The following is a 21,184-nucleotide window of genomic DNA, read 5'->3' on the forward strand; positions in this document are numbered from 1 at the left end:
TTATATACTTCGAAATATGTTAGCTACTTTGTCTATAGTAGCTTGTGCCAGAATTGGCATTTTTATTACTCCTTGAGATGCCAGTTGCTGAAATTGATTAAACTTTGCAATAGCTGCTCTCTTAACATTCCGAGGCATAGATTCCATTTCGACAGTAAGACTGAAGTCATCGTTACTCCCTTTGATTGTATCTCCTTGACGGTCATATCCCTTCAATTTAACTTCAGAGTTACCAAGTTCTGAAGCAGCATTAGCTTGCTCGTAGACTTTATTTCCATCCAACCCTTCTTTTGTGTTCGAGAAGGTCACTTTAGCAGCATTACTATTCATTTCCTCTCGTCGCCGTCCAAAATCAGCCCAGAAATCATCATTATTGATTTCTTCATCATTGGTTGGCAGCAACTTAATAGAAAGATCATCTATGTGTTTTAATCTCCCTACAAAATCTTTTAAAGACTGTTTATCTGATAGTGGAGTAATCCTTAAGTAAGGTCTGGGATAAACTTCTCTTAAGTGCTTTTTAGTTGTTTTTTGGGTTTTATTTTCTGATTCTTTTTGTGCTCGTTCATATTCAGATTGTAAAAAAGCTTTATATTGTTGACTCAAACAATATTGACTAGTGCTTTGAAAATTCTGAATAGTAGGTGCACCAGGCACTTCTCGACATAGGATTAACCTGTGATTATTAAGGATCAATAAGAAACTAGAGCTTGGTGCAGATTCAAGCTCTTTTCGATCATCGATCAAGCCCCCGTTAGAGCTATAAATTTGCTCTCGTTTAAGTTTTGTATTCTTTACGATTCTTCCTGTGATCCCTAAAACAGGGTTGTGTGTGGAGCTATCTAAAACAAGTAACTCGGTATCCAAGAAGAAATACTCTCCTTTCCCTTTTATTTTTCGAATATATTTCATTTCATGAAAAGAAGGCATTACAACTTCACTAAACAAATCAAGGAGTACCTTATCCTCCCCAAACTTCAGAGTATAATTTCCAAATTCTAATTTTTTAGTAAACGACATTTATCGTCCTTGTTAATATTTTCACTTAAATACAAATTGACATAATTATTTAGTTCAAGCATTTTTCTATGCTTTTGATTTATAAAACACTTGTTAAACTATCTGTAAGCTTCATTTTTACAGAGGACGTTTTTCTGAACTTCTCAGTCAACTTTTCACATAGCGTAAGCATTTGTGTTGCCTTTATAATTATTCTGGCTTGCTCCGACCTTGGAGGTAATGGCAGCACTATGGAACGACTCTTCGTAACCGAAATATTGTCCTGACCAGCAGTGCCAATAAGCTCAATCGAATTTAAAAATGTTCCTGCAATCAAATATTGGTATATATATGGTGATAAAAACTCCTGAATTGGTCTGAAAAATACGATTGCTTGATTACAATTCCATTCAGGATACTGCCGAGGTACGACCGCGATCTTCCCTAACGGAGGCCCAACAATATTCATTATGACGTCATTAGGCCTTAATATTGACCGAGTCAGTTTTGATTTATGAAATTCATTTGAGACAAACTGGCGTTGGTAGTTGAAATCAACTTTTTGATTTCGAATATTATAAACTTTCAAATATGGTACACCGTCATCATTTCTGAATTCAGACTTTGGCGGCGTTGACCCAGAAGTTATACCAAAACATATATCGTCTAATCTACAAAAACTCCAACCACCTGGAATATCAAAAGGTTTTTCCTGTTCTGAAATCTCCGGCAATGGCTTTTGTTTTTTAATTTTTTTATCTTTGATTAGCTGCTCTTTTTCGGCAGCGATGCGTTCAAGCAATTTTGATGCGGGTTCGTCGTTGGGGTCTTGTTTTACTAGTTTGCCCATGACTGCGAGTTGCAGGATGGTTTGTTTTAGCTGGTCGATACTGTCTTCTGTGGTGAATATCACGTCAAAGTGTGCGCTGATGCGCTGCCAGCTTTCGTTTAATTCGTCTGTATCTTCTGCGTTGGTGAGCGTTTCTAACAATGATTTAACGAGTGTTTGGTGCGCTTTGATACTGGATTCGGTTTGTGACTCTAGTTGGTCACAGAGAGCCATCAGTTCATCAACTTTCGCAACTATTCTTTTTTGTTCAGCTTCAGGAGGTAGAGGTACTGGTAATAGCTTAACCTTATCTGCATTTAAATTTTGCACAACGGCGCCTGATGCAGCCTCAGTAAATTGACTTTTTGCATAAGGCGACTGAAACAGAACACTCAGAAATAGCTTATCTATCCCCTGTGCGGGTGTACGAATGACTAACCAACCATCATGTATGCACCCATGAATTTGCATTATATACGGATAGCCAAAACTCATTGAATTTGAAAGAATAAGGTCTCCTGGGAAAACTTCTCTAGTTTTATGTAAACCTTCCCTTAAGATCTTTTCTTTCGTCGATGATATATATCTTGAACCTCGAATTGAGTCGCTTATTTTTATCCAATTTAGTCCTGAACTATCTTCGGTTATAAAAGACTTTATCGGCCTTGGAGAGCCTCCTCTCGCTATAGCGACAATATCGTCTAATAAACACCATTGCCAGGTCTGAGGAACCTCAAAAGAATAATTATCGGTTACAACGGGTTTTGATTTGAGTTTTGAAAATTTACCTTCCCGCGCTATCTGCTCTTTTTCAAGCTTCATCTGCGATAGCAATTGTGAGGCATTACCATCAGTTGTTACCTGTTCAACTAATTTACCTCGCACTGCCAGATCCAGAATTAAATCTCTTAGCCTCTTAATCCCATACAATTCAATCTTGTTAGAACTTCCCCGTCCTGAAGCTGATTTAGTTTTGATTGCCGATGTCCAGATATCCAGTTTTTGAGTAATGATACTTTCCACTGACATTAAGCTTCGCCCTCAGTACCTGATGACAGAGCTTCAGCCAAAATGCCTTTAAGCTGATCGCGCAATGCTTGAATTTCTTGCTGCTGGGCTTCGTATCGCTGTAGCAGTTCATCAGGATCGTGGTTTTCTACTTCGCCAACGTGTGGATTTTTAATATCTAGGTTGAAGTTACGTTCGATAACGTCTTCGATTGAAACTTTCCAGGCTTGTTCATTCTCTACACGGTTAGCAAAACCATCTTCTTCCGTGCCCCACCATTCCTGTTCGGTTTGGAACTCGTCAAACTTCATTGGTTTGGTTTTGGAATAGTTTTTCACACCTTCTGGATACGGATGTTCGTAAAACCAAATCTCTTTGGTTGGCTTTCCTTTGGTGAAAAACAGCAGGTTAGTTTTAATACCTGTGTAAGGATTAAACACGCCGTTAGGCAGCCTGACTATGGTGTGCAGATTACATTCTTCTGTAAGCAGTTTTTTGATTTTGGTTTTAACGCCTTCACCAAAGAGCGTGCCATCTGGCAATACCACAGCGGCGCGGCCACCGTCTTTGAGCACTTCAATGATTAGCTGTAAGAACAGATCGGCAGTTTCCCTTGTTTGCATATCTGAGGGGAAGTTCTTTTCAATGCCGTCTTCCTCTGTTCCACCAAAGGGCGGATTGGTGATGATAACATCGAACTCGCTGTCCCAATTTGAAAGTGGGCGATTGAGTGTGTTGTCGTGCCTGATTTGTACAGGTACTTCAATACCGTGAAGCATCATATTTGTGGTAGCCAGTAGATGTGGTAACTGCTTTTTCTCTACACCGTGAATTTGGTTTTGCAGTGTTTTGTGGTCTGCTACAGTTTTTACGTATTTTGATTTTACGTGGTCAACAGAGCAAGCTAAGAAGCCGCCTGTACCACAGGCTGGGTCGAATACTCTATCGCCCAGCTTTGGGTCTACCCTGTCTACAATAAAGCGTGTAACGGCACGTGGCGTATAGAATTCACCTGCGTTACCTGCGCTTTGCAGGTCGCGTAAAATTTGCTCGTAGATATCACCGAATAAATGGCGTTCTTTAGAGTCAGTGAAGTCAACTTCATTAAGCTTGTTTATCACTTGGCGAAGCAACGTGCCGTTCTTCATATAGTTGAAAGCATCTGAAAACGCTTCGCGCACGATAAAGCCACGAGGGTTCTTATCAATTGGCGCTGTCAGACTTTTAAGAGCTGGGAACAAGTCATCATTCACGAACTCCATTAGTTCATCGCCCGTAATACCTTCATCGTCTGCTGCCCAATTACGCCAAAGGTACTGCGATGGAATTGGCTCTCGGTACTCATCCATTTCAAATTCTAGCTCTTCCTCTTGGGCATCGAATATTTTTAAGAAGAGTAACCATGACATCTGGCCTAAACGCTGGGCATCACCATCAACGCCTGCGTCTTTTCTCATAATGTCCTGGATAGATTTGATAACGGTACTGACTGACATATTTTCTTATTCTCTGTTCATTTATTGTTCAGCCTGAATGTTACTCAGGCTGATTTATCTGGTGTGGTGTCGTAGATGGCATTTTCCAGCTCAGCGATAGCGGCTTCGTATTCTTTTTTGCCACCAAAACCTTTTTTGGCGATTTCGATGGGGCGGCCAAACTCTACAACTTTGCCTGTTTTAAGAGCGTCTTTGCTTTCCAACGCTTCTACGCCCTCACTACTGTATTTATTCAAAAGTTCATTTAAAACGGCCTGTGCCATTTCGCTGTATTTAGTGAAGTAGTTACGCTTTTTGACATTGTTTGCGCGTTCTTTGCGCGTTAGCGGAGGCTGATCGAAAACAACGTGGCATATCATATCAAAAGGATCTAACTCTTTCCCGATTTCTGCTTCCAACACTTCCCAAATAACACCCTCGGAAGCTAACTCATCGATGATTGCTTGTTTGCGCTCTGCACTATTCCAACGCTTAATGAAATCATCAAGGGAAGCAAAGGATTTAGTCAGGGTTTTCTTGGTGTAGTCTTTAAATGATTCCGTAACGAGTTTTCCGTCTTCATCGTAATATTGAACTCGCTCCCCAACTTTCTTAACCGCTACACCATTAACGTGATATTTAGTAACAGTGGCTTCTTCGCCTTCATCCCAACCTGTTTGAGGTGTATCATCACCTTCTGGAAAATCAAACTCGCCATCAGCAATATTATCAGGGCTATCTATTGTGCCTTCTGCATCTTCCGCTGGGTCTTGCCCTTCTAAAATGTCGTCGAAGTCGGATTCCTCATCATTGATATCACTAGGTTTCGCGCTTATAACTTTTTCAGGAATACCGTCGAAGCGCTCATCAGCAAATAGTTCGGTGGCTTTTTTGAAATCCAGAATGGTAAACCATAACTTGCCAAATTTATCATCGATGCGCGTACCTCTACCTATAATTTGCTTAAACTTGGTCATACTCTGAATGTTCTGATCGAGAACAACCAGCTTACAGGTTTTCGCATCAACCCCAGTTGTCATCAGCTCGGATGTAGTAGCGATAACTGGATAAGTGCGCTTTGGGTTAATGAAGTTGTCCAACTGAGCTTTGCCGATGGCATCATCACCTGTGATCTTCATAACGTACTTATCGTTTTTGGCATACTGTTCTGGGTTGCAGTTGATCAAGGCCCTTCGCATGCGCTCGGCATGGTCGATGTCGTTACAGAAAACAATCGTCTTCGCCAAGGGGTCAGTTCGCTTAAGGTAACTGGTAATCGTTTCTGCTACTAGTTGTGTGCGCTCATCGATGACTAAAGTGCGGTCGAAGTCTTTTTGGTTATAGATACGATCATCAACTTCATTTCCATGCTTATCAACCTGCCCTTTTGTCGGTCGCCAGCCTTGCAAGTCGATATCTAAATCAACGCGAACCACCTTGTAAGGGGCAAGAAAGCCGTCTTCAATGCCTTCCTTTAGTGAGTACATATAAACTGGCTCACCAAAGTAATCGATATTAGACACTTCATCAGTTTCTTTAGGTGTGGCAGTTAAACCAATTTGAGTCGCAGAACCAAAATATTCAAGAATCTCACGCCAGGCACTTTCCTCTGATGCACTACCTCTGTGGCACTCATCAATGACGATAAGATCAAAGAAGTCAGGATCGACCTGCTTATAGGCCTTTTGACTTTCATCAGGGCCAGTTAATGCCTGATAAAGCGCTAAGTGAACTTCGTAGGCTGGGTCGACTTTTCTGCCTGTAATTTTAGTCATTGCCTGACCGAAAGGTTGGAAGTCGTTTATACGAGTTTGGTCTACTAGCACATTTCGATCTGCCAGAAATAAAACACGCTTTTTGGCTTTGGCTTTCCACAAGCGCCAAATTATTTGAAAGGCGGTATAGGTTTTACCTGTACCGGTTGCCATTACAAGTAGAATGCGATCCTGGCCTGTAGAGACAGCTTCAACGGTTTTGTTTATAGCTTGCAACTGATAATAGCGTGGTGATTTTCCCGAGCCATCATCGTGGTAATCTTGAGTGATTACAGGTAACTGAGAATCTGTATACCCTTTATAAGCACAGTATTTGGCCCATAGGTGAGCGGGTGTAGGGAAGTCTTCTAACTTGATTTCTGTTTCAAGTTGATGTGGATTAGTTTTGTCATGAAAGATAAAACCGTCACCATTACTAGCAAAAATGAAGGGCACATCGAGTAATTTGGCGTAATCTAGCCCTTGCTGCATCCCTTTTCCAACTTCATGCTTATTGGCTTTAGCTTCTATAACAGCCAAGGGCATTGAGGGTTTGTGATAAAGAACGATATCAGCGGATTTTACTTTTTTACGGGCAGCAACCATTCCGCGAACGACGACTTTACCATCGCGCAATTTCACTTCTTGCCGGATTTGGGTCATATCATCCCACCCTGCCTGCTTTACAGCAGGCATGATGTACTTAGATATGATATCTGTTTCTGATAGCGCCTTTTTATTCACTGAACTCATACGTACTCCGTATACTGTTCACGAGAAGGGCCAATGGCAGTTGCTGTAATTGACAACAAAGTTGATTCCCTTCAGCGTGACGAGCTAGTCCTTTTCTTTGCGATGCTCGCGCGTATTCGCTTTATATTAGACAAAAGTATCAGAACACAGGCTAGTTGTCACTTACAAGGACAACCAATACGTGGACTGTGTACCTCTTGAAGTTGAGGGGTAAAAGGTAACCGATTTATTCGATGTAAATTGCTGAGGGAATGTAGCCGCCCTCCTTTGCTACCGCAGCCTTAATGTTATTTACTGTGTGGTGATGTTCAACATTGAAAAATGTCAAAATATCCAAAACCTGAGGGAACAGCTTTTCTTTTTCCTTTATATCGATAAGTATCTTTCTATGACTGATATATATTTCGTCTGGATAAAGCTGTATTTCAACAACGTATTTATATTGTTCGGTATAGAATAGCCTTATGGATAGATACTTTGATGCATTCAATTCTAACGCTTCTGGCAAGATTAGGCTCGATGAACTAGTTGCATCAATCTGTAATAAGCTTTTTTCAGTCATTGGTTCTCGAAGCCTTAACAAACGATCATCATCCCAAACACATTTCCCAACAATCACATATTCTTTTTTGGGTAACCGCTCAGGTTTGATATTTAGCTGTTTGCCAAAACTAAACGGAGCATGAGCGCCCACTATATGAGAAAAGGTTTGGCTTTCTAAAAGAGTCGTTAGCCTACCTAATGCAATAAATCTTATGATATCTTCAGTGGGGTAATAAGAGTCGAATGTTAAAGCGAAACCTGGTTCAATTTGCTCACACAATCCAATTAAATTTGTGAAATCAGCATTTGGAATGTCCCTTTGCACGCTTCCATTAACAAGAGTGGGTGTTGTGACATCTTTTGTGTAAAGCAACTTATCAATAAACGAAAAGTCTTTTTTAACGCTTCCGTCTGTTAACAAACGGACCGCAGTGTCACACCAATTTTTGAAATAGGCATTACTAAGCATTTGATTAAGTAATTTGAGTTTATACTCTCGCACTAACCGTTTATTTTTTTGCTCAGTACCTTTGCTTTTATCACTGATATCCACTGCTTGAACGCGCTCATAGCCTCTTATTCTACTCTCTTCTACACGAATACAACTCAAAATACCGTCAATAAACTCCTCGGAATTAACAAACTCACTTACTTTTACCAATTGATTTACTAAACTGTTATCGACAAGTGATTTACTTAACGAATCAAAATCTATCAACTCAGCGACAACCCAATGCCCTTCAGATTGGGAGGGGGTTCCGTAAAGTTCTTTCAATACTTGAGCTTCATCCGCTGTAAGTCTCCTCCTGCCTGCCTTTATCTCGCTAACTCTTGGCGCTTCAATTCCGAGTTCCTTTGCGACTTGCCCACTGCTGGATATTGAACACGCATGTTCAATATAGTGTTTCGATATTTGCTTGTTTAATTTTGTTTCAGTTTCTTTCATAGCTTCCTCCTGATTTGCCAGGACATTAAATCACTAAACCTAATTACGGATAAAGCGTAATTTTTGCGTAATTTTTACGAAAAAATTATTTTATTATTGATATGGTCAAAGCATGTTTTTATCGAAGATGGCAACAACGCATTCGAAACGAACGCGTAAGAACACTTGAGCGCAGCTCAACAACTACTGCGTAGAGAGCTGCTTTGTGAAACATAGCGGTTCTCGAAGCCGGAGTCAGCATCGCAGATTAACCACTTTTTTCGTTTGCTTCAGAAAACTTGCTGAGTATTGCGCAGCAATAATCTGCAACCTTCGCAACACCGTTGTGAACACTGCGAGCGGGGTATCCCTCGCGACGCTTTCCCCGAGCAGAAGACGGGGAAAATAGTGGTTAATCAGCGGTAGCTGACTCCGAGCAACGCTTCTGTCGAATTCGCGCAGCAATGAGTGCGTGAGCAGCGACAAGTCGCGTCAGCTCTCGCTTGCAGAAGGGTTGCTACAACGAAGTTGCGTGTGATTTTCGAAAGAAAAACGCTGGTATTACGCAGTATGCCTAGCCTAGCGAAGCGCTGGCAGGATGCAAAGCAAACTGCTCTACCCTGCTTATTCCCCCTCGGCTGTTTCTATGTATTTGTGAATTCAAAAAAGGAGAAGAAATGAATTACATAGAAAGAGCAATTGAAACTTCAATGCGTCATGTCTGTATATCTGCCCCAAGCGATCCGGCAGCACGGGGGTTGGTGAGAGAGAATGCGGTGATTGCAATCATTGGAGCCTTCGGTGTATCTAGTAAAACAATTATTCAACGTCACTTGGGTCTGAATCGAGAGAGCACTAACAAACTTATTAATAGATTGAAGAAAAAAGGAATCATTTCAGTACACCCAACTTTTGCTAATACTGACCGCAGTTTTATCATTCTCACGTCTTTCGGAATTAGAGAAGCAGAACTGCTTTTAAATCGGGAACTGAATTTACGGTCGGATGTAAGTCGTGTTAACGAACGAAATCTTATTCACGATCTTTCAGTTCAATTAATCGTTTTAGAGCTTGCTAAAGCAAATAAGATCTCTGGGTTCGCAACCGAACGTGACTTATCGATACAACTCGAACAAAGAGGAAATGATCCTAGACTCGTAGATGCACTTGTGGTCGACGCTAATACGGGCGCAAAAATAGCAATTGAAATGGAAGCATCAAACTCAAAAAATAAAAACAACGGAGACGTACGACGTAGAATACTCGATAAGTATCTTGAGGAGCTGGAATCGAACGATGGACTTTACGAGTTTGTGCATATGTACAGTCATCGACAGCGGTTTCTAACACAGATAGAGAAAGCCCACACCCGAATCTTTGATAGCCGTAGCTCTACTTTTTCTTCCGGCCAACAACGACTGCTGCTCGATAGTATAAAATTCAAATCATCTGAATGTAGCCTAATCTATGAGCTTATGTTTAATAGTAAGCGTCAATTGAGTGATGAGAACGGAGCAGCGACAAATAAGATTAACTACCTAGAACAATTAGCGGAATTAGAAAAACTTGCAAAAAATACTCAAGATAGGGTTATTGACATCAGGCTAGAGGGATTTCGTGACGCAGGAAGAGTGTTAGGCATTTTAGAATAAGCCCTTGGAGTGACCTCTGGGAGCCTTAAAGGCTCCCCTTTTTTATGGCTTCAAGCTTCAAAATGCACTGAGTATCACAATGATAAACAATACATTTTTAACGCACATACCTCTATGTACGTCGAATCAGAAGGAAAGCACCGCTGAGGTTTACCGTACTTTCAATAGTGTGCTCGCCTAAGCTCATGAAACTCTAGCGATTATGGGTAGAGAGTTGTCTGATTCAGCTACTTTTAAATAGTCACTTACCACGCAAATTTTTCGTATACGTTCGATAACCACGTTAAATATTCGATGATATTCGGTGTCAACAGTTACTAGGTAGTCGGCATCAAGTTAAATGGAATAATCGAGCACAGGCATAACATATTAGAAAACACTGCTGTGTCTCCGTAGCTCCTTCAATGAGGCTGTAACGACATGTCTTCGCATTGGCGTCCATACCAGCTTACACGCTCAGATTCGCTCTGCGAATCAAATGGAATTCAAACAGGCAACACAAAATTCCAGCGCTATCAAAAAATCCCCCCACTCCATACTTAGTTATTTAGAGGACATTAACTAAGAGAAGTAAATATGAAAATAAACTATGAAAGCCTTTTTAGCCGTTGTTCAAAGACAAGCCAGAAATGGATGGCCTTAAGCAATTCGTTAGTGGCGGTAGCTGTATTAAATTCACTTTTTAATACAGCTTTTGCCATATTTGGGCATTTCGACTATATCGAGTACCAAGCGCTAACAGATAGATTGTTACTTTTATCGTTTGGCTGCATTGGAGTAGCAGTGCTACTAATATTAGTTTCTTTATATGCTGCGCATAAGTTAAGAAGCGAATGATATTGAGCACCCCATTAGGGGTGCTTTTTTTTAAGCCAAATATATCTTGTGGTCAAAAGCGTTGATTAGTTTTGGCTTCATTTGGCAGACAGCTACTAGCTGTAAAGCGGAAAATCGCAATAGGTAAGAAAACTATCTTCTTAAAACAAACAATCGACGTTCAATTTACAAAAAAGTAGTGTCACTGTGCACGACCTGTTCTGACAAATTTGGTTTTAAACACATTCAAATTATCGTTTTTTGTAAACTTGACGCGCACTACGAAATCACCTGTAACTGACCAGTCAGTAACAAGGGTTAATCGGTGTTGTATTCAAAAAACACGAAAAAGTATCACGAGATGTCTAACGAGTTATTGCTAAACTTGAAGTGGATTTATCATAAATAAAAGATTGATTGCACCTATTCGCTAATGAGATAGGTGCAGCCAAAATTGAATTACTTTCCCCCTGCTATCTACTTTCTTTAATCAATCATATGTGGTTTGCTCCAGTCAAAAAGGTTGACACAAGTGCCTAGTAATTCGCTCATTTACAGTAGTCAGCAAGGGGAGGCTGAAATTTTTGCATTAGGCTCGAAAAATACAGTGTTGCTAGTAATAGACTCTTCGCCAAACGCAGAGTTAATGTAGCAAATAAATTCTTTTCCAATAAAAGTAAATTATGCTTTAACCATACTTACTCTCATTAATATTGAAGCTTTAGTCTAGGCAAATAGCACTCTATTAAAAAATTTGATGTGCTGTAATTATATTGAGAACAGATAATTGCCCCATGGGTAAGGTGTGATGAACCGCTTACGCGATAAGAATATGATTTATCTTGGAATGTTCATTTAGCGACAAAATGCAAAGTCCAATGATACAAACCTTTACCATTGCCCTCAAAAACTAGAGACTAAAGCAACTTCAGCTAACTCCCCACCTCCATAGTCTCCCTGAAAAAATATTGCAGTTGTAAAGGCTACATAAGCAATCAATCGACAGTAATTTTTCAAGAGTATTGTGGTAATGGGTCTTACGAGTCTTTTCGTTATTTTCAATTACAGGCTTTTGGCTATCGCCACTCAACACGATAACCCTTTTCAGTAGAGGCTATTTATAAGTCCGCTCATTCTTGAAAGCCGATACGCAGTAGAATGGCAACTATTAACGTAGAGCAGGCGATTTGCGAATCATCACTAGCAGTCCACTTTAGACAAAGATCAGACTTTTAACGTATCAAACACCATGCAGCTTGCTCCGTCTGAATGCTTTGATTAGTTAGGCGCTGCCTTCAAGAACGAACTGATACTTGGTTTCAACTTTTGCCTTTGCCAAATCATGGGATGTTTTGGCGAGCCTGAATTATTTTTTGGCAATAGAATTTCATTTAGTGATTCAAGGTAACTAAGGACTAATGCCTGCCTATCTTTTATTTCCGTATCACGCTGCCCCCAATTTTCATAATCTCCGTAAGCCAATATATAGCTTTGGAAAATTGATAAAGGTAACTTACCAAAAACAATGCTATTTGAGTCTCTTTGTTCCCAGTTATCGAATAGTTTCTGTGGTGACGCACTGGCATAGTCAAAAAGATTAATGACATAAGGGTTTAGATTTGCTGCACCACAAACCTCTCTCAGGATTCTCAAGGTTGTATCTTTACTTAGATTTGCTCCATCACCACTCAGACTTCCAGGATTAAACATCACGACTAACAAAGAATCCCATTTCGGGTTTTTTATTTGGTGGCACCAATGACGGTAGTTGCTTCCGCTCTCCCAAAAGACAGACCATCCATCTAACTCATGATTAAAAACCTGTCCGCCATTGATTGAGTTCATGATGTCCCTTCTCGCCTACCATTTAATTGATGCGTACCTTAAGGAGCCGCGTACTAACCTTTATCATACTGTGCTATCTCCCGCCAGCCCCAGACCCACAAATAAAGCACATCAATAAATTCTCCCTGCATTCAAAAAACCGCAATAAATCTGCGACGACAGTTAACGCAGCCATAAGTGCGATTAATTTTTTTAAGCATGTTTTGAATTGGGAGGTGGAGCAGCTTGCACAACAAATACAATTAAATTAGTGCTAGTCTTATGACTGAGAATATTGTTAAGGACTGCTCCCTTGAGAAACAAAACCCTATGTATTGAATGTCGAAAGCCAAAATCAGCGACAGCATTTAATTATGCTGGATTCGATTCGTCAATGAGTAGATTGCATGTATATCAAGGGCGCATTCAAGCCCCAATATTGCCGGGAATTAAAGACATGGACTTTCTTTGTGTAGATTGTGCCAATAAACTCACAGTACGCTGCATACAGCATGGAGATATTTCCGCTGAGTTTTCCATGGGCGTGCCGCCCTTGTGTCAGTTTTGTAAAACCGAATATCAAGAAAAAAATCGTAATCAAGCTATCCAACGCTACTGGAAAGAACATCACCCATCGATAGCGCCCCATCTGTCATACAAGAAACTGTTCCTCCTCGGTGCGTTGGCCGCAACTGTAATGAAATCTGACGGAGAGATAACGGAAAATGAAGTAGAGGCGGCGTTGCGAATTTTTTCTAAGAAAAAAAATTTTGCTGACAGAACCGACTTTAAAATATTTTCGACTGGTGTCCAGTCGGTGAACAATAAGCAACTCAAATTCCGGCAACTATTGGAATTGTGTTACCAGATAAAAGGTAAAAAGCAACATCTTAATATCATTAAATATCTGTTTCGTATCTCCGCCTCAGATGGTCAACTCGATAAGGCAGAGTATCAAGTAATCAGGCAGGTCGCTGAATTGTTTGGAATCAAAACCCCTAGCTTTGAGGATCTTGCAAACCGTCTTAACGTGGAAACGGGCCATGCAGCTCGGGATCGTAAAATTGAAATGGTTGGCAATGTAGTTAAAGCGGTGGGCACTGGGGTTGCTGTAGCGGGTAGCCTTTTATTGTCGTTATTGTCAGAAATGGTGGAAAGTACAACTTCTTCACAAAATGGCCGTTCTTCAGCCAGGCCCGACCCATTAGACAATCGAACTTCCGCAAGGAAAACTGAAAAACCGTCATGCTCTGCAACTCGCGCAACGCAAGTAAATGCCTCTAAAAAGAAAGAGCAATCGATAATATACGGTACGGTTGGTAACAGTTACAAAAACTGTGTGACATGTGAATTTTGGGATGGCTTGCGTGAACCTCAAAAGTATACGGGAGCAGTTCGATTCCCTTCAAAAAACAATAAAGGAACGTGCCAAAATAAAGCTACCCATCATCGTAAAACCTCTCCCACCAGTACCTGTAGCAAATGGAATAAGTGGAGCAGAATATCTTAAAAAACTATAAACACCTCAACGGCCGGTTTACGTACATTTCGGACGAGTTGACCCGCAGAATAACGATGACAAAATCGATAAAAATACATAGTGTGTGAACCGCAAGGTGCTAATCAGTCATCGTAGTTTGCTCTACTGATTATAAATAAAGAGCCTACGACTAAAACTATCAATGGTAGTAAAAACCATAATTCCTGCATAATAAAGTTCCTTGTTAAACCTTTCTTATTATAGATTAAAAAACAAATCGCATTACAAGGCTTGAAGCCAATTGCGGCTCCATTACACTAGTTCATGCCTTGTTTAAAAGAATCGTAATAACGCGTGCAACATTAACTCACGTCCATTTTTTCTACACGATTTATCATCGTAATATCTCTGCATACCCCGCAGAACTTTGCTTATAAGTAGGATATTAGCCAGTGCAAAAATCGGATTCAAAGTTATGAAAAACGACGTAAGACAAACCCCGCTAATAGTACCTAGCACCAAACAAATGGTCTGGTGAGCTTCTAACTCACTCACAAATAGCTCCGACTTCCATTGAATATTCCTTTAAGTTTGCATCCTTATTTGAAAATTTAATGAATTTTTGACGATTTGCAAATTCTTTACTGCGAGGATTAGCAGCACGAACCTGTTTGATGGGTGATTTCTAACCTACAAGAATCAGCTTACACTAGGTAATAAAAAAGGGCTGCAAAGCAGCCCTTAAAGTGATTCAACCTGCTCAGTCCACTCATCAATTGCTTCGGCTGAAAAGTAACGATGCTTCGTTACACCGAAAACATTCTCAAACTCTGCATCATCAACGTTATCTGAATTTATAAAATCGACGATTTGAAGCTCGAATAATAAGAACAATAAGCATCGCTCAGATGGCTCGAAATATTTCTTCCTGAACTCTTCTGGAAGCTGATTTGCAAGACCGTCTGATATTACAAAACCATTCGTGACAAATTGCTCGTTCTTATGTTCGTAAACATAATCCAGTGTTTCTGGGTTGAAATACCAACATAAACGAAATTTGTCGTGCCATGGCGTTCTTGTTGCTCTTTTGAACTGATGAATGAACGTGATTTGCAGATCACGCGTCTGAGTCTTCTTTGTCATAGTTATGTCCTGTTTGGTAAACCTCAGGATTAACTAGTTACGACTTAGGAGAATTTTCACGATTGATACAGGAGTACCAAGCTTGAAACGGAAAGTTAGTTATTAATGACCAGGTAGGAAAACTTGAAATTTTTACTACTGTATAATGTGACAATTATGGGACAGTTTTGGGACGCTCATTTCACAAGCAATCAATGAGCGGGGTAAGTCATTGAAAAATAAGAGAGATTGGTCGGTGTGAGAGGATTTGAACCTCCGACCCCTGACACCCCATGACAGTGCGCTACCAAGCTGCGCCACACACCGACCGAAAGAGCCGATAAGTCTACTTATTTTTAGTCACAATGCAACGACAATTGTGCAAATCCTTGGTTAAGCGCTTAATTGCTAATCAGTTTGTAAAATAAAACTGCACATCCGGTGTGAAACATCATTTTTATAACGTTAAATAACACACTGCGGTTACTACCAAAGCAACAATCACGTTAAGCACTATACCCTCTCGTGCCATAGTTTTTATATCAAACTTCTCGGTGGCATAGGCAATTGCATTTGGTGCGGTGGCTACTGGTAGCATAAAGGCACAACTGGCGCTAATAGCAGCGGGGATCATCAGCAGTTTAGGATCTACGCCTACCGCAAAGCCTGCTGCCGCTAATATCGGCATTAATAAAGTGGCTGTAGCAGTATTTGATGTTATTTCAGTTAAGAAGGTTACAAACAAGCAGATACCCAGAATAAGGAAGATTACGGGTAGGGTTGAAAGCCCAGTAAGCCACTCTCCCATTAGCACACTTAAACCTGATGCTCTAAACGCCTTAGCAATACAAATACCACCAGCAAACAATAACAACATGCCCCACGGAATGTTATTGGCGGTTTTCCAGTCGAGTAATTTGTCGTGCTGGCTTTTGCGGGTTTCGCTGGCTGGCGTTGTTTCACCATTATTGGTCATAAACATGGCGACCACGCCGGCTACTGCAATAGTGCTATCGCTAATAGTGGTAATGCCTAACCATGCACTCCAAAAAGGCCTGAATACCCACGCCATGGCGACAGTGCCGAATATTGCCAATACGCGCTTTTCAGCTACGGTCCATTTGCCAGGTTCAGGTAAGGCAATGTTACCCACTTGCGTTAATCCCCGTGCTAGCCACAACGCCATTAATGGAATAGAGACTAGTACAATGGGTACCCCAGTTTTCATCCACTCAATAAAGCTGTATTCATGCCCTTGAGTTTCTTCGTAAACACTCATAAAGATAATATTGGGTGGCGTGCCAATGGGCGTGCCCACGCCGCCTAGGCTTGCGGCATAAGCAATGCCTAAAATAAGCGCCACACCAAAGCGGGGATTTTCCATTGCATTAATAATTGCCATGGCCATGGGTAGCATCATCAAAATGGTGGCGGTGTTACTTATCCACATGCTTAAAATAGCGGTTGTCAGCATAAAGCTTAAAATTAGCTTTAGTGGGCTACCTGCCCCCGTCACCCGCAACATGTAAATCGCGAACCGTTGATGCAGGTTAGCTTTTTCTAACCCTTTCGACAGCATAAATGCAGCCATTAATAAGATAATAACGTGGCTACCCAACGACGAAGCGGCTTCGGTGTGAGTTAACACACCAGCTAGAGGAAAAAGTGCAAATGGAATGAGTGAGGTTGCGGGTATGGGCAACGCTTCCGTTACCCATAATATTGCCACAAACAAGGTAATGCCTGCGGTAAGTGCAATATCAGCGCTTATATTTGAAAAATAAATACCTGAGCCAAGCGCTAGCGAAGTAATAAGGGCAATAAGAATAATAAACGAGCTTTTGTCGAACGGCTTATTAGATCTCATTGCATACCCTTTTTTGTACTTTACTTCATGTTTTGCTACATGCTTTGCTTTATAGAGTTTGTGCGCTGTAGAGCTTATGCGCTGTCTTTATCGTCTGACGATATACGGCTGGCTACCGCGCCGTCCTGCCCTTTATATTTGGCATCTACTCGCGCATTGTATGGTTTTTCGGCAGGGTTCGATAACACTTCAAAGCTTAACGCACCGATTTTCATTTCTGGACGAAGAGCTAAAGGCAGTTTCCCGCTGTTGTAAAATTCCAGCACAATATTGCCCGACCAACCTGGATCGATTCTGTGTGCGGTTACATGCACCATCAAACCTAATCGTGCTAGCGATGAACGCCCATCTAACCAACCTACAATATAATCAGGCAAGGTTACCGACTCATGCGTAATGGCCAATGCAAGTTCGCCTGGGTGCAAGAAAAATGCTTTGCCTTCTGGCAATTCAATTTCGTCGCTCATAACGTGATCCAGTGCTTCTTGCACCTGCGCTTTAGGCCCGCTTAAATCGATGTAAGGCGCTTGATGGTCTTCAAATACGCGAAATTTATTACCTAGGCGAATATCTACGGTCACCCCACTAATTTCTTCGTAGTCGGGTGTTGGGTCAATTTTTATTTTTCCCGCTTTTAAATGTTCGTATATATCGCGATCGCTAAGGCGCATGAGCCGTAAATCCTTACTATAAAGTGTGCGGTATTATGCGTATGTAATTCCTGCCAATCAACTGGCTACAGGCTACTATTTACTTAAATAACTAAATTAATTGCGTAAACGGTTATTAGTGACTCACTTCGGCCTCAAGCTTACTGGCTAAAGCTTACTATTTACACCAATAGGATCGCCTTTTATATGCTTGGTTTGCTGTGTTCTAGGAGTCACGGTTAAAGCAAGTTGCATCGATAACGCTCTAGCTGCTTCGCGATAGCTTTCACTTAATGGGCTATCTGGTGCACTCACCAACAAAGGGGTACCGGCATCGGCGTGTTCGCGAACGGTAATATCGAGTGGCAATTGGCCTAGCAGTGGTAAGCCGTGTCGCTCAGCAAGTATTTCGCCGCCATCTTTTGAAAACACATAGTCTTTGGTGCCACAGGCGCGGCATTGGTAGTAACTCATGTTTTCAACCAGCCCCAATACTGGCACGCCCACTTTTTCGAACATGCTGATACCTTTTTGGGCATCGGCTAGAGCCAAGTCTTGTGGAGTGGTTACTACTACCGCAGCGGTCAGCGGCACTTGCTGTGCCATAGTAAGTTGAATATCACCTGTACCAGGTGGCATATCTACAATTAAGTAATCCAGTACGGGCCACAAGGTTTCATCAATAAGCTGCTTTAATGCCCTACTTGCCATTGGGCCTCGCCATACCGCAGCGTCTTCTTGAGGCACTAAATAACCAATGGAATTTGCCACCAAACCATGAGCACTTAACGGCTGCATATGTTTGTTATCACTGCTATGCGGGTGTGCATCGGTATTGCCCAGCATAATAGGCACCGATGGGCCGTAAATGTCAGCATCTAAAATGCCTACACTGGCCCCTTCTTGCATAAGCGCAAAGGCCAAATTAATACTGGTGGTCGACTTCCCCACCCCGCCCTTGCCTGACGCCACAGCAATGATGTTTTTAATGTTATTTACGGCGGTGTTTTTAGTTTCACCCGACGCTATATGCTGGGTAACAATCAATTGTTGTTCGGTAAGCTCGCCTTTTAGCGCTTCTAGCACATGGGCTTTTACGTTCGCTTGCTGGGTTTTATAACAAAACGGTAAGTTAATAGTGAATGCGTTGGCAGGGTTTGTGTCGTCAACTTTTACTGCATCAGTGGCTTTATCTGCATCTAGCTTATCTGAGCACCATTTCGCGGTAATGGTGGCTTCAACACTGAAGTAGCTGGCTAAAATAGCGGCAACTCTGTCAATGAGAGGCTTAGCTTTACGGGAAAAGAACATAAATTATCCTGTCTACGGGGTATTTTGTGAATTTCGTAATGCAAAAAACGCGGATTTCCGCTAGTATTTGCAGCCATTTTGAAACGCGAAGAATCTATACGTTATTATGTCTGAAAATCGCCGCATTCTGGTAACCAGTGCGTTGCCCTACGCCAATGGCTCTATTCACTTAGGCCACTTGCTTGAACACATTCAAACCGATATCTGGACACGGTTTCAGCGTCTGCGTGGAAACGAATGTTACAGTGTTTGTGCCGATGATGCACACGGTACGCCTGTTATGCTTAAAGCGCAGGAACTGGGTATTACGCCAGAAGAAATGGTTGCCAGAACTCGTGCAGAGCATCATCAAGACTTACTCGATTTTCATGTAGAGTACGACAACTACTATGTAACTCATTCGCCTGAAAACAAGGCTTTGTGTGAAGAAATTTACACTCGTTTAGATAACGCGGGTTACATTAGCAAACGCACTATCAATCAATTATACGATCCGCAAAAAGAAATGTTTTTGCCAGACCGCTTCGTTAAGGGTACATGCCCTAGCTGTGGTGCTGAAGATCAAAACGGCGATAGCTGTGATGTGTGCGGTGCTACTTACAGCCCTACAGAAGTTAAAAACCCACGCAGTGTGGTATCTGGTGCTACACCAGTATTGAAAGAATCTGAACATTTCTTCTTCGACCTTCCTAAGTTTGAAGAGATGCTGAAAGGCTGGATCCGTTCTGGTGCCTTGCAAGAAGAGATGGCCAATAAACTACAAGAGTGGTTTACCGAAGGCTTGCAGCAGTGGGATATAAGCCGCGATGCGCCTTACTTTGGGTTTGAAATTCCTGGTGCGCCGAATAAGTTTTTCTATGTATGGGTAGATGCCCCCGTTGGCTACATGGCCAGCTTTAAAAACTTCTGCGACCAAAACAATTTGGAATTCGACGATTTCTGGGGCGCAGACTCAGAAGCCGAGCTTTACCACTTTATTGGTAAAGACATTACCTACTTCCACTGCCTATTTTGGCCTGCCATGCTAGAAGGTGCGGGCTACCGTAAGCCTACTGGTGTGAATATTCACGGTTTTGTTACTGTGAATGGGGCGAAAATGTCTAAGTCTCGCGGCACCTTTATTAAAGGGCGCACGTATTTAGACCACCTAAACCCAGAATACTTACGTTATTACTTTGCGTCTAAACTTGGCGATAACGTAACGGATATCGACTTAAACTTTACCGATTTCGCACAAAAAGTGAATTCAGATTTAGTGGGTAAAGTAGTCAACATTGCTAGCCGTTGTGCCAGCTTTATTACTAAGCGCTTTGACGGCAAATTGTCTGACAACGTTTTAGAACCAGAGCTTATTGCCGAGTTCCAAAATGCAGCCGACACCATTGCTGATTTATTCGAGCGCCGTCGTTACCACCAAGCAATACGTGAAATCATGACATTGGCCGATAAAGCCAACCAGTTCATTGATACCAACGCCCCTTGGGTAACCATAAAAGACGAAACCAAACAGCAGTTCACTCACGATGTATGTTCGTTGGGTATTAACATGTTCCGCCTGTTAGTCATTTACTTAAAACCTGTGCTTCCAGTACTGGCAGAAAAAGCAGAAGGCTTCTTGAACGATGAGTTTACTTGGTCGTCTCTTGAAACCGTGCTTACCGGCCACGCTATCAACAAATTTAAGCCAATGATGCAACGTGTAGAAATGGAGAAAGTAGACGCTATGGTTGACGATTCAAAAGAAAACCTAGAGCCAACGAAACCTGCGGTTAGCCCAGACAGCCCGCTTGGTAAAGATCCTATTAGCGAAACAATCTCGTTCGACGACTTCGCTAAGGTAGATTTACGTATTGCACGTATTGCTAACGCTGAACATGTTGAAAAAGCCGATAAGCTTTTACGTTTAGAGCTAGATTTAGGCGGCGAAACGAAGCAAGTATTTGCTGGAATTAAATCTGCCTACTCGCCTGAAGCGCTAATCGGAAAGCATACTGTGATGGTCGCTAACTTAGCGCCACGTAAAATGCGCTTTGGTATGTCTGAAGGCATGGTATTAGCTGCAGGCCCTGGTGGTGATGAGCTTTATATCTTAGAGCCGCACGAAGGTGCATTGCCTGGTATGCGCGTTAAGTAATATGGAGTTGCTGCCTTAAGGCAAGCCACCCGCTACAAAACT

Annotated in this window: 13 protein-coding genes and 1 tRNA gene; 3 read left to right on the forward strand and 11 right to left on the reverse strand. The window is 41.7% G+C overall.

Going from position 1 to position 21,184, the window contains the following annotated elements:
• From J8L84_RS15080 to J8L84_RS15100, 5 genes are all read right to left on the reverse strand, one after another.
• Positions 1-1,020: a hypothetical protein gene (locus J8L84_RS15080; RefSeq protein WP_247670808.1), complete on the reverse strand. Its 1,020-nt coding sequence runs from the start codon at positions 1,018-1,020 to the stop codon at positions 1-3.
• 79 nt (positions 1,021-1,099) lie between these two features.
• Entirely contained in the window at positions 1,100-2,857 is a 1,758-nt protein-coding gene (locus tag J8L84_RS15085) for a restriction endonuclease subunit S (RefSeq protein WP_211071391.1), read from the reverse strand.
• Entirely contained in the window at positions 2,857-4,332 is a 1,476-nt protein-coding gene (locus tag J8L84_RS15090; protein ID WP_211071392.1) for an N-6 DNA methylase, read from the reverse strand. Before J8L84_RS15090 ends, J8L84_RS15085 begins: the two co-directional genes overlap by 1 nt.
• A 44-nt stretch (positions 4,333-4,376) precedes the next feature.
• Complete coding sequence (locus J8L84_RS15095; RefSeq protein ID WP_211071393.1) at positions 4,377-6,818, reverse strand: DEAD/DEAH box helicase family protein; 2,442 nt, start codon at positions 6,816-6,818, stop codon at positions 4,377-4,379.
• Between the two features lie 226 nt (positions 6,819-7,044).
• On the reverse strand, positions 7,045-8,307 hold the full coding sequence (locus tag J8L84_RS15100; protein WP_211071394.1) for a hypothetical protein: 1,263 nt from the start codon (positions 8,305-8,307) through the stop codon (positions 7,045-7,047).
• A 656-nt stretch (positions 8,308-8,963) separates the two neighbouring features.
• On the opposite strand from J8L84_RS15100, the gene J8L84_RS15105 reads away from it, so the two are divergent.
• Complete coding sequence (locus tag J8L84_RS15105; RefSeq protein ID WP_211071395.1) at positions 8,964-9,938, forward strand: hypothetical protein; 975 nt, start codon at positions 8,964-8,966, stop codon at positions 9,936-9,938.
• A gap of 2,094 nt (positions 9,939-12,032) precedes the next feature.
• On the opposite strand, the gene J8L84_RS15110 is transcribed toward J8L84_RS15105, so the two are convergent.
• A complete protein-coding gene (locus tag J8L84_RS15110) occupies positions 12,033-12,599 on the reverse strand; it encodes a DUF1643 domain-containing protein (protein WP_211071396.1) in 567 nt (188 codons plus the stop codon).
• A 292-nt stretch (positions 12,600-12,891) separates the two neighbouring features.
• On the opposite strand from J8L84_RS15110, the gene J8L84_RS15115 reads away from it, so the two are divergent.
• Positions 12,892-14,088, forward strand: a complete 1,197-nt coding sequence (locus J8L84_RS15115; protein ID WP_211071397.1) for a TerB family tellurite resistance protein — start codon at positions 12,892-12,894, stop codon at positions 14,086-14,088.
• 711 nt (positions 14,089-14,799) lie between these two features.
• On the opposite strand, the gene J8L84_RS15120 is transcribed toward J8L84_RS15115, so the two are convergent.
• The 5 genes from J8L84_RS15120 to apbC form a co-directional block, all read right to left on the reverse strand.
• Positions 14,800-15,201: a hypothetical protein gene (locus tag J8L84_RS15120; protein WP_211071398.1), complete on the reverse strand. Its 402-nt coding sequence runs from the start codon at positions 15,199-15,201 to the stop codon at positions 14,800-14,802.
• Positions 15,202-15,430: 229 nt separating this feature from the next.
• Positions 15,431-15,507: transfer RNA gene (locus tag J8L84_RS15125), tRNA-Pro, on the reverse strand.
• A 130-nt stretch (positions 15,508-15,637) separates the two neighbouring features.
• Complete coding sequence (locus J8L84_RS15130; protein ID WP_211071399.1) at positions 15,638-17,047, reverse strand: SLC13 family permease; 1,410 nt, start codon at positions 17,045-17,047, stop codon at positions 15,638-15,640.
• Positions 17,048-17,121: 74 nt separating this feature from the next.
• Complete coding sequence (gene dcd / locus J8L84_RS15135) at positions 17,122-17,718, reverse strand: dCTP deaminase (RefSeq protein WP_211071400.1); 597 nt, start codon at positions 17,716-17,718, stop codon at positions 17,122-17,124.
• A gap of 147 nt (positions 17,719-17,865) precedes the next feature.
• Positions 17,866-19,008 carry an iron-sulfur cluster carrier protein ApbC gene (gene apbC, locus J8L84_RS15140; RefSeq protein ID WP_211071401.1) on the reverse strand — a complete coding sequence of 381 codons (1,143 nt, stop codon included), beginning with the start codon at positions 19,006-19,008 and terminating at the stop codon, positions 17,866-17,868.
• A 106-nt stretch (positions 19,009-19,114) separates the two neighbouring features.
• Here apbC and metG point away from each other — a divergent pair, with 106 nt between their 5' ends.
• Positions 19,115-21,142, forward strand: a complete 2,028-nt coding sequence (gene metG, locus J8L84_RS15145) for a methionine--tRNA ligase (RefSeq protein ID WP_211071402.1) — start codon at positions 19,115-19,117, stop codon at positions 21,140-21,142.
• The last annotated feature ends 42 nt before the right edge of the window (positions 21,143-21,184 follow it).

The sequence above is a fragment of the Alteromonas sp. MMG017 genome, assembly GCF_018100795.1.
GTDB lineage: Bacteria > Pseudomonadota > Gammaproteobacteria > Enterobacterales > Alteromonadaceae > Alteromonas.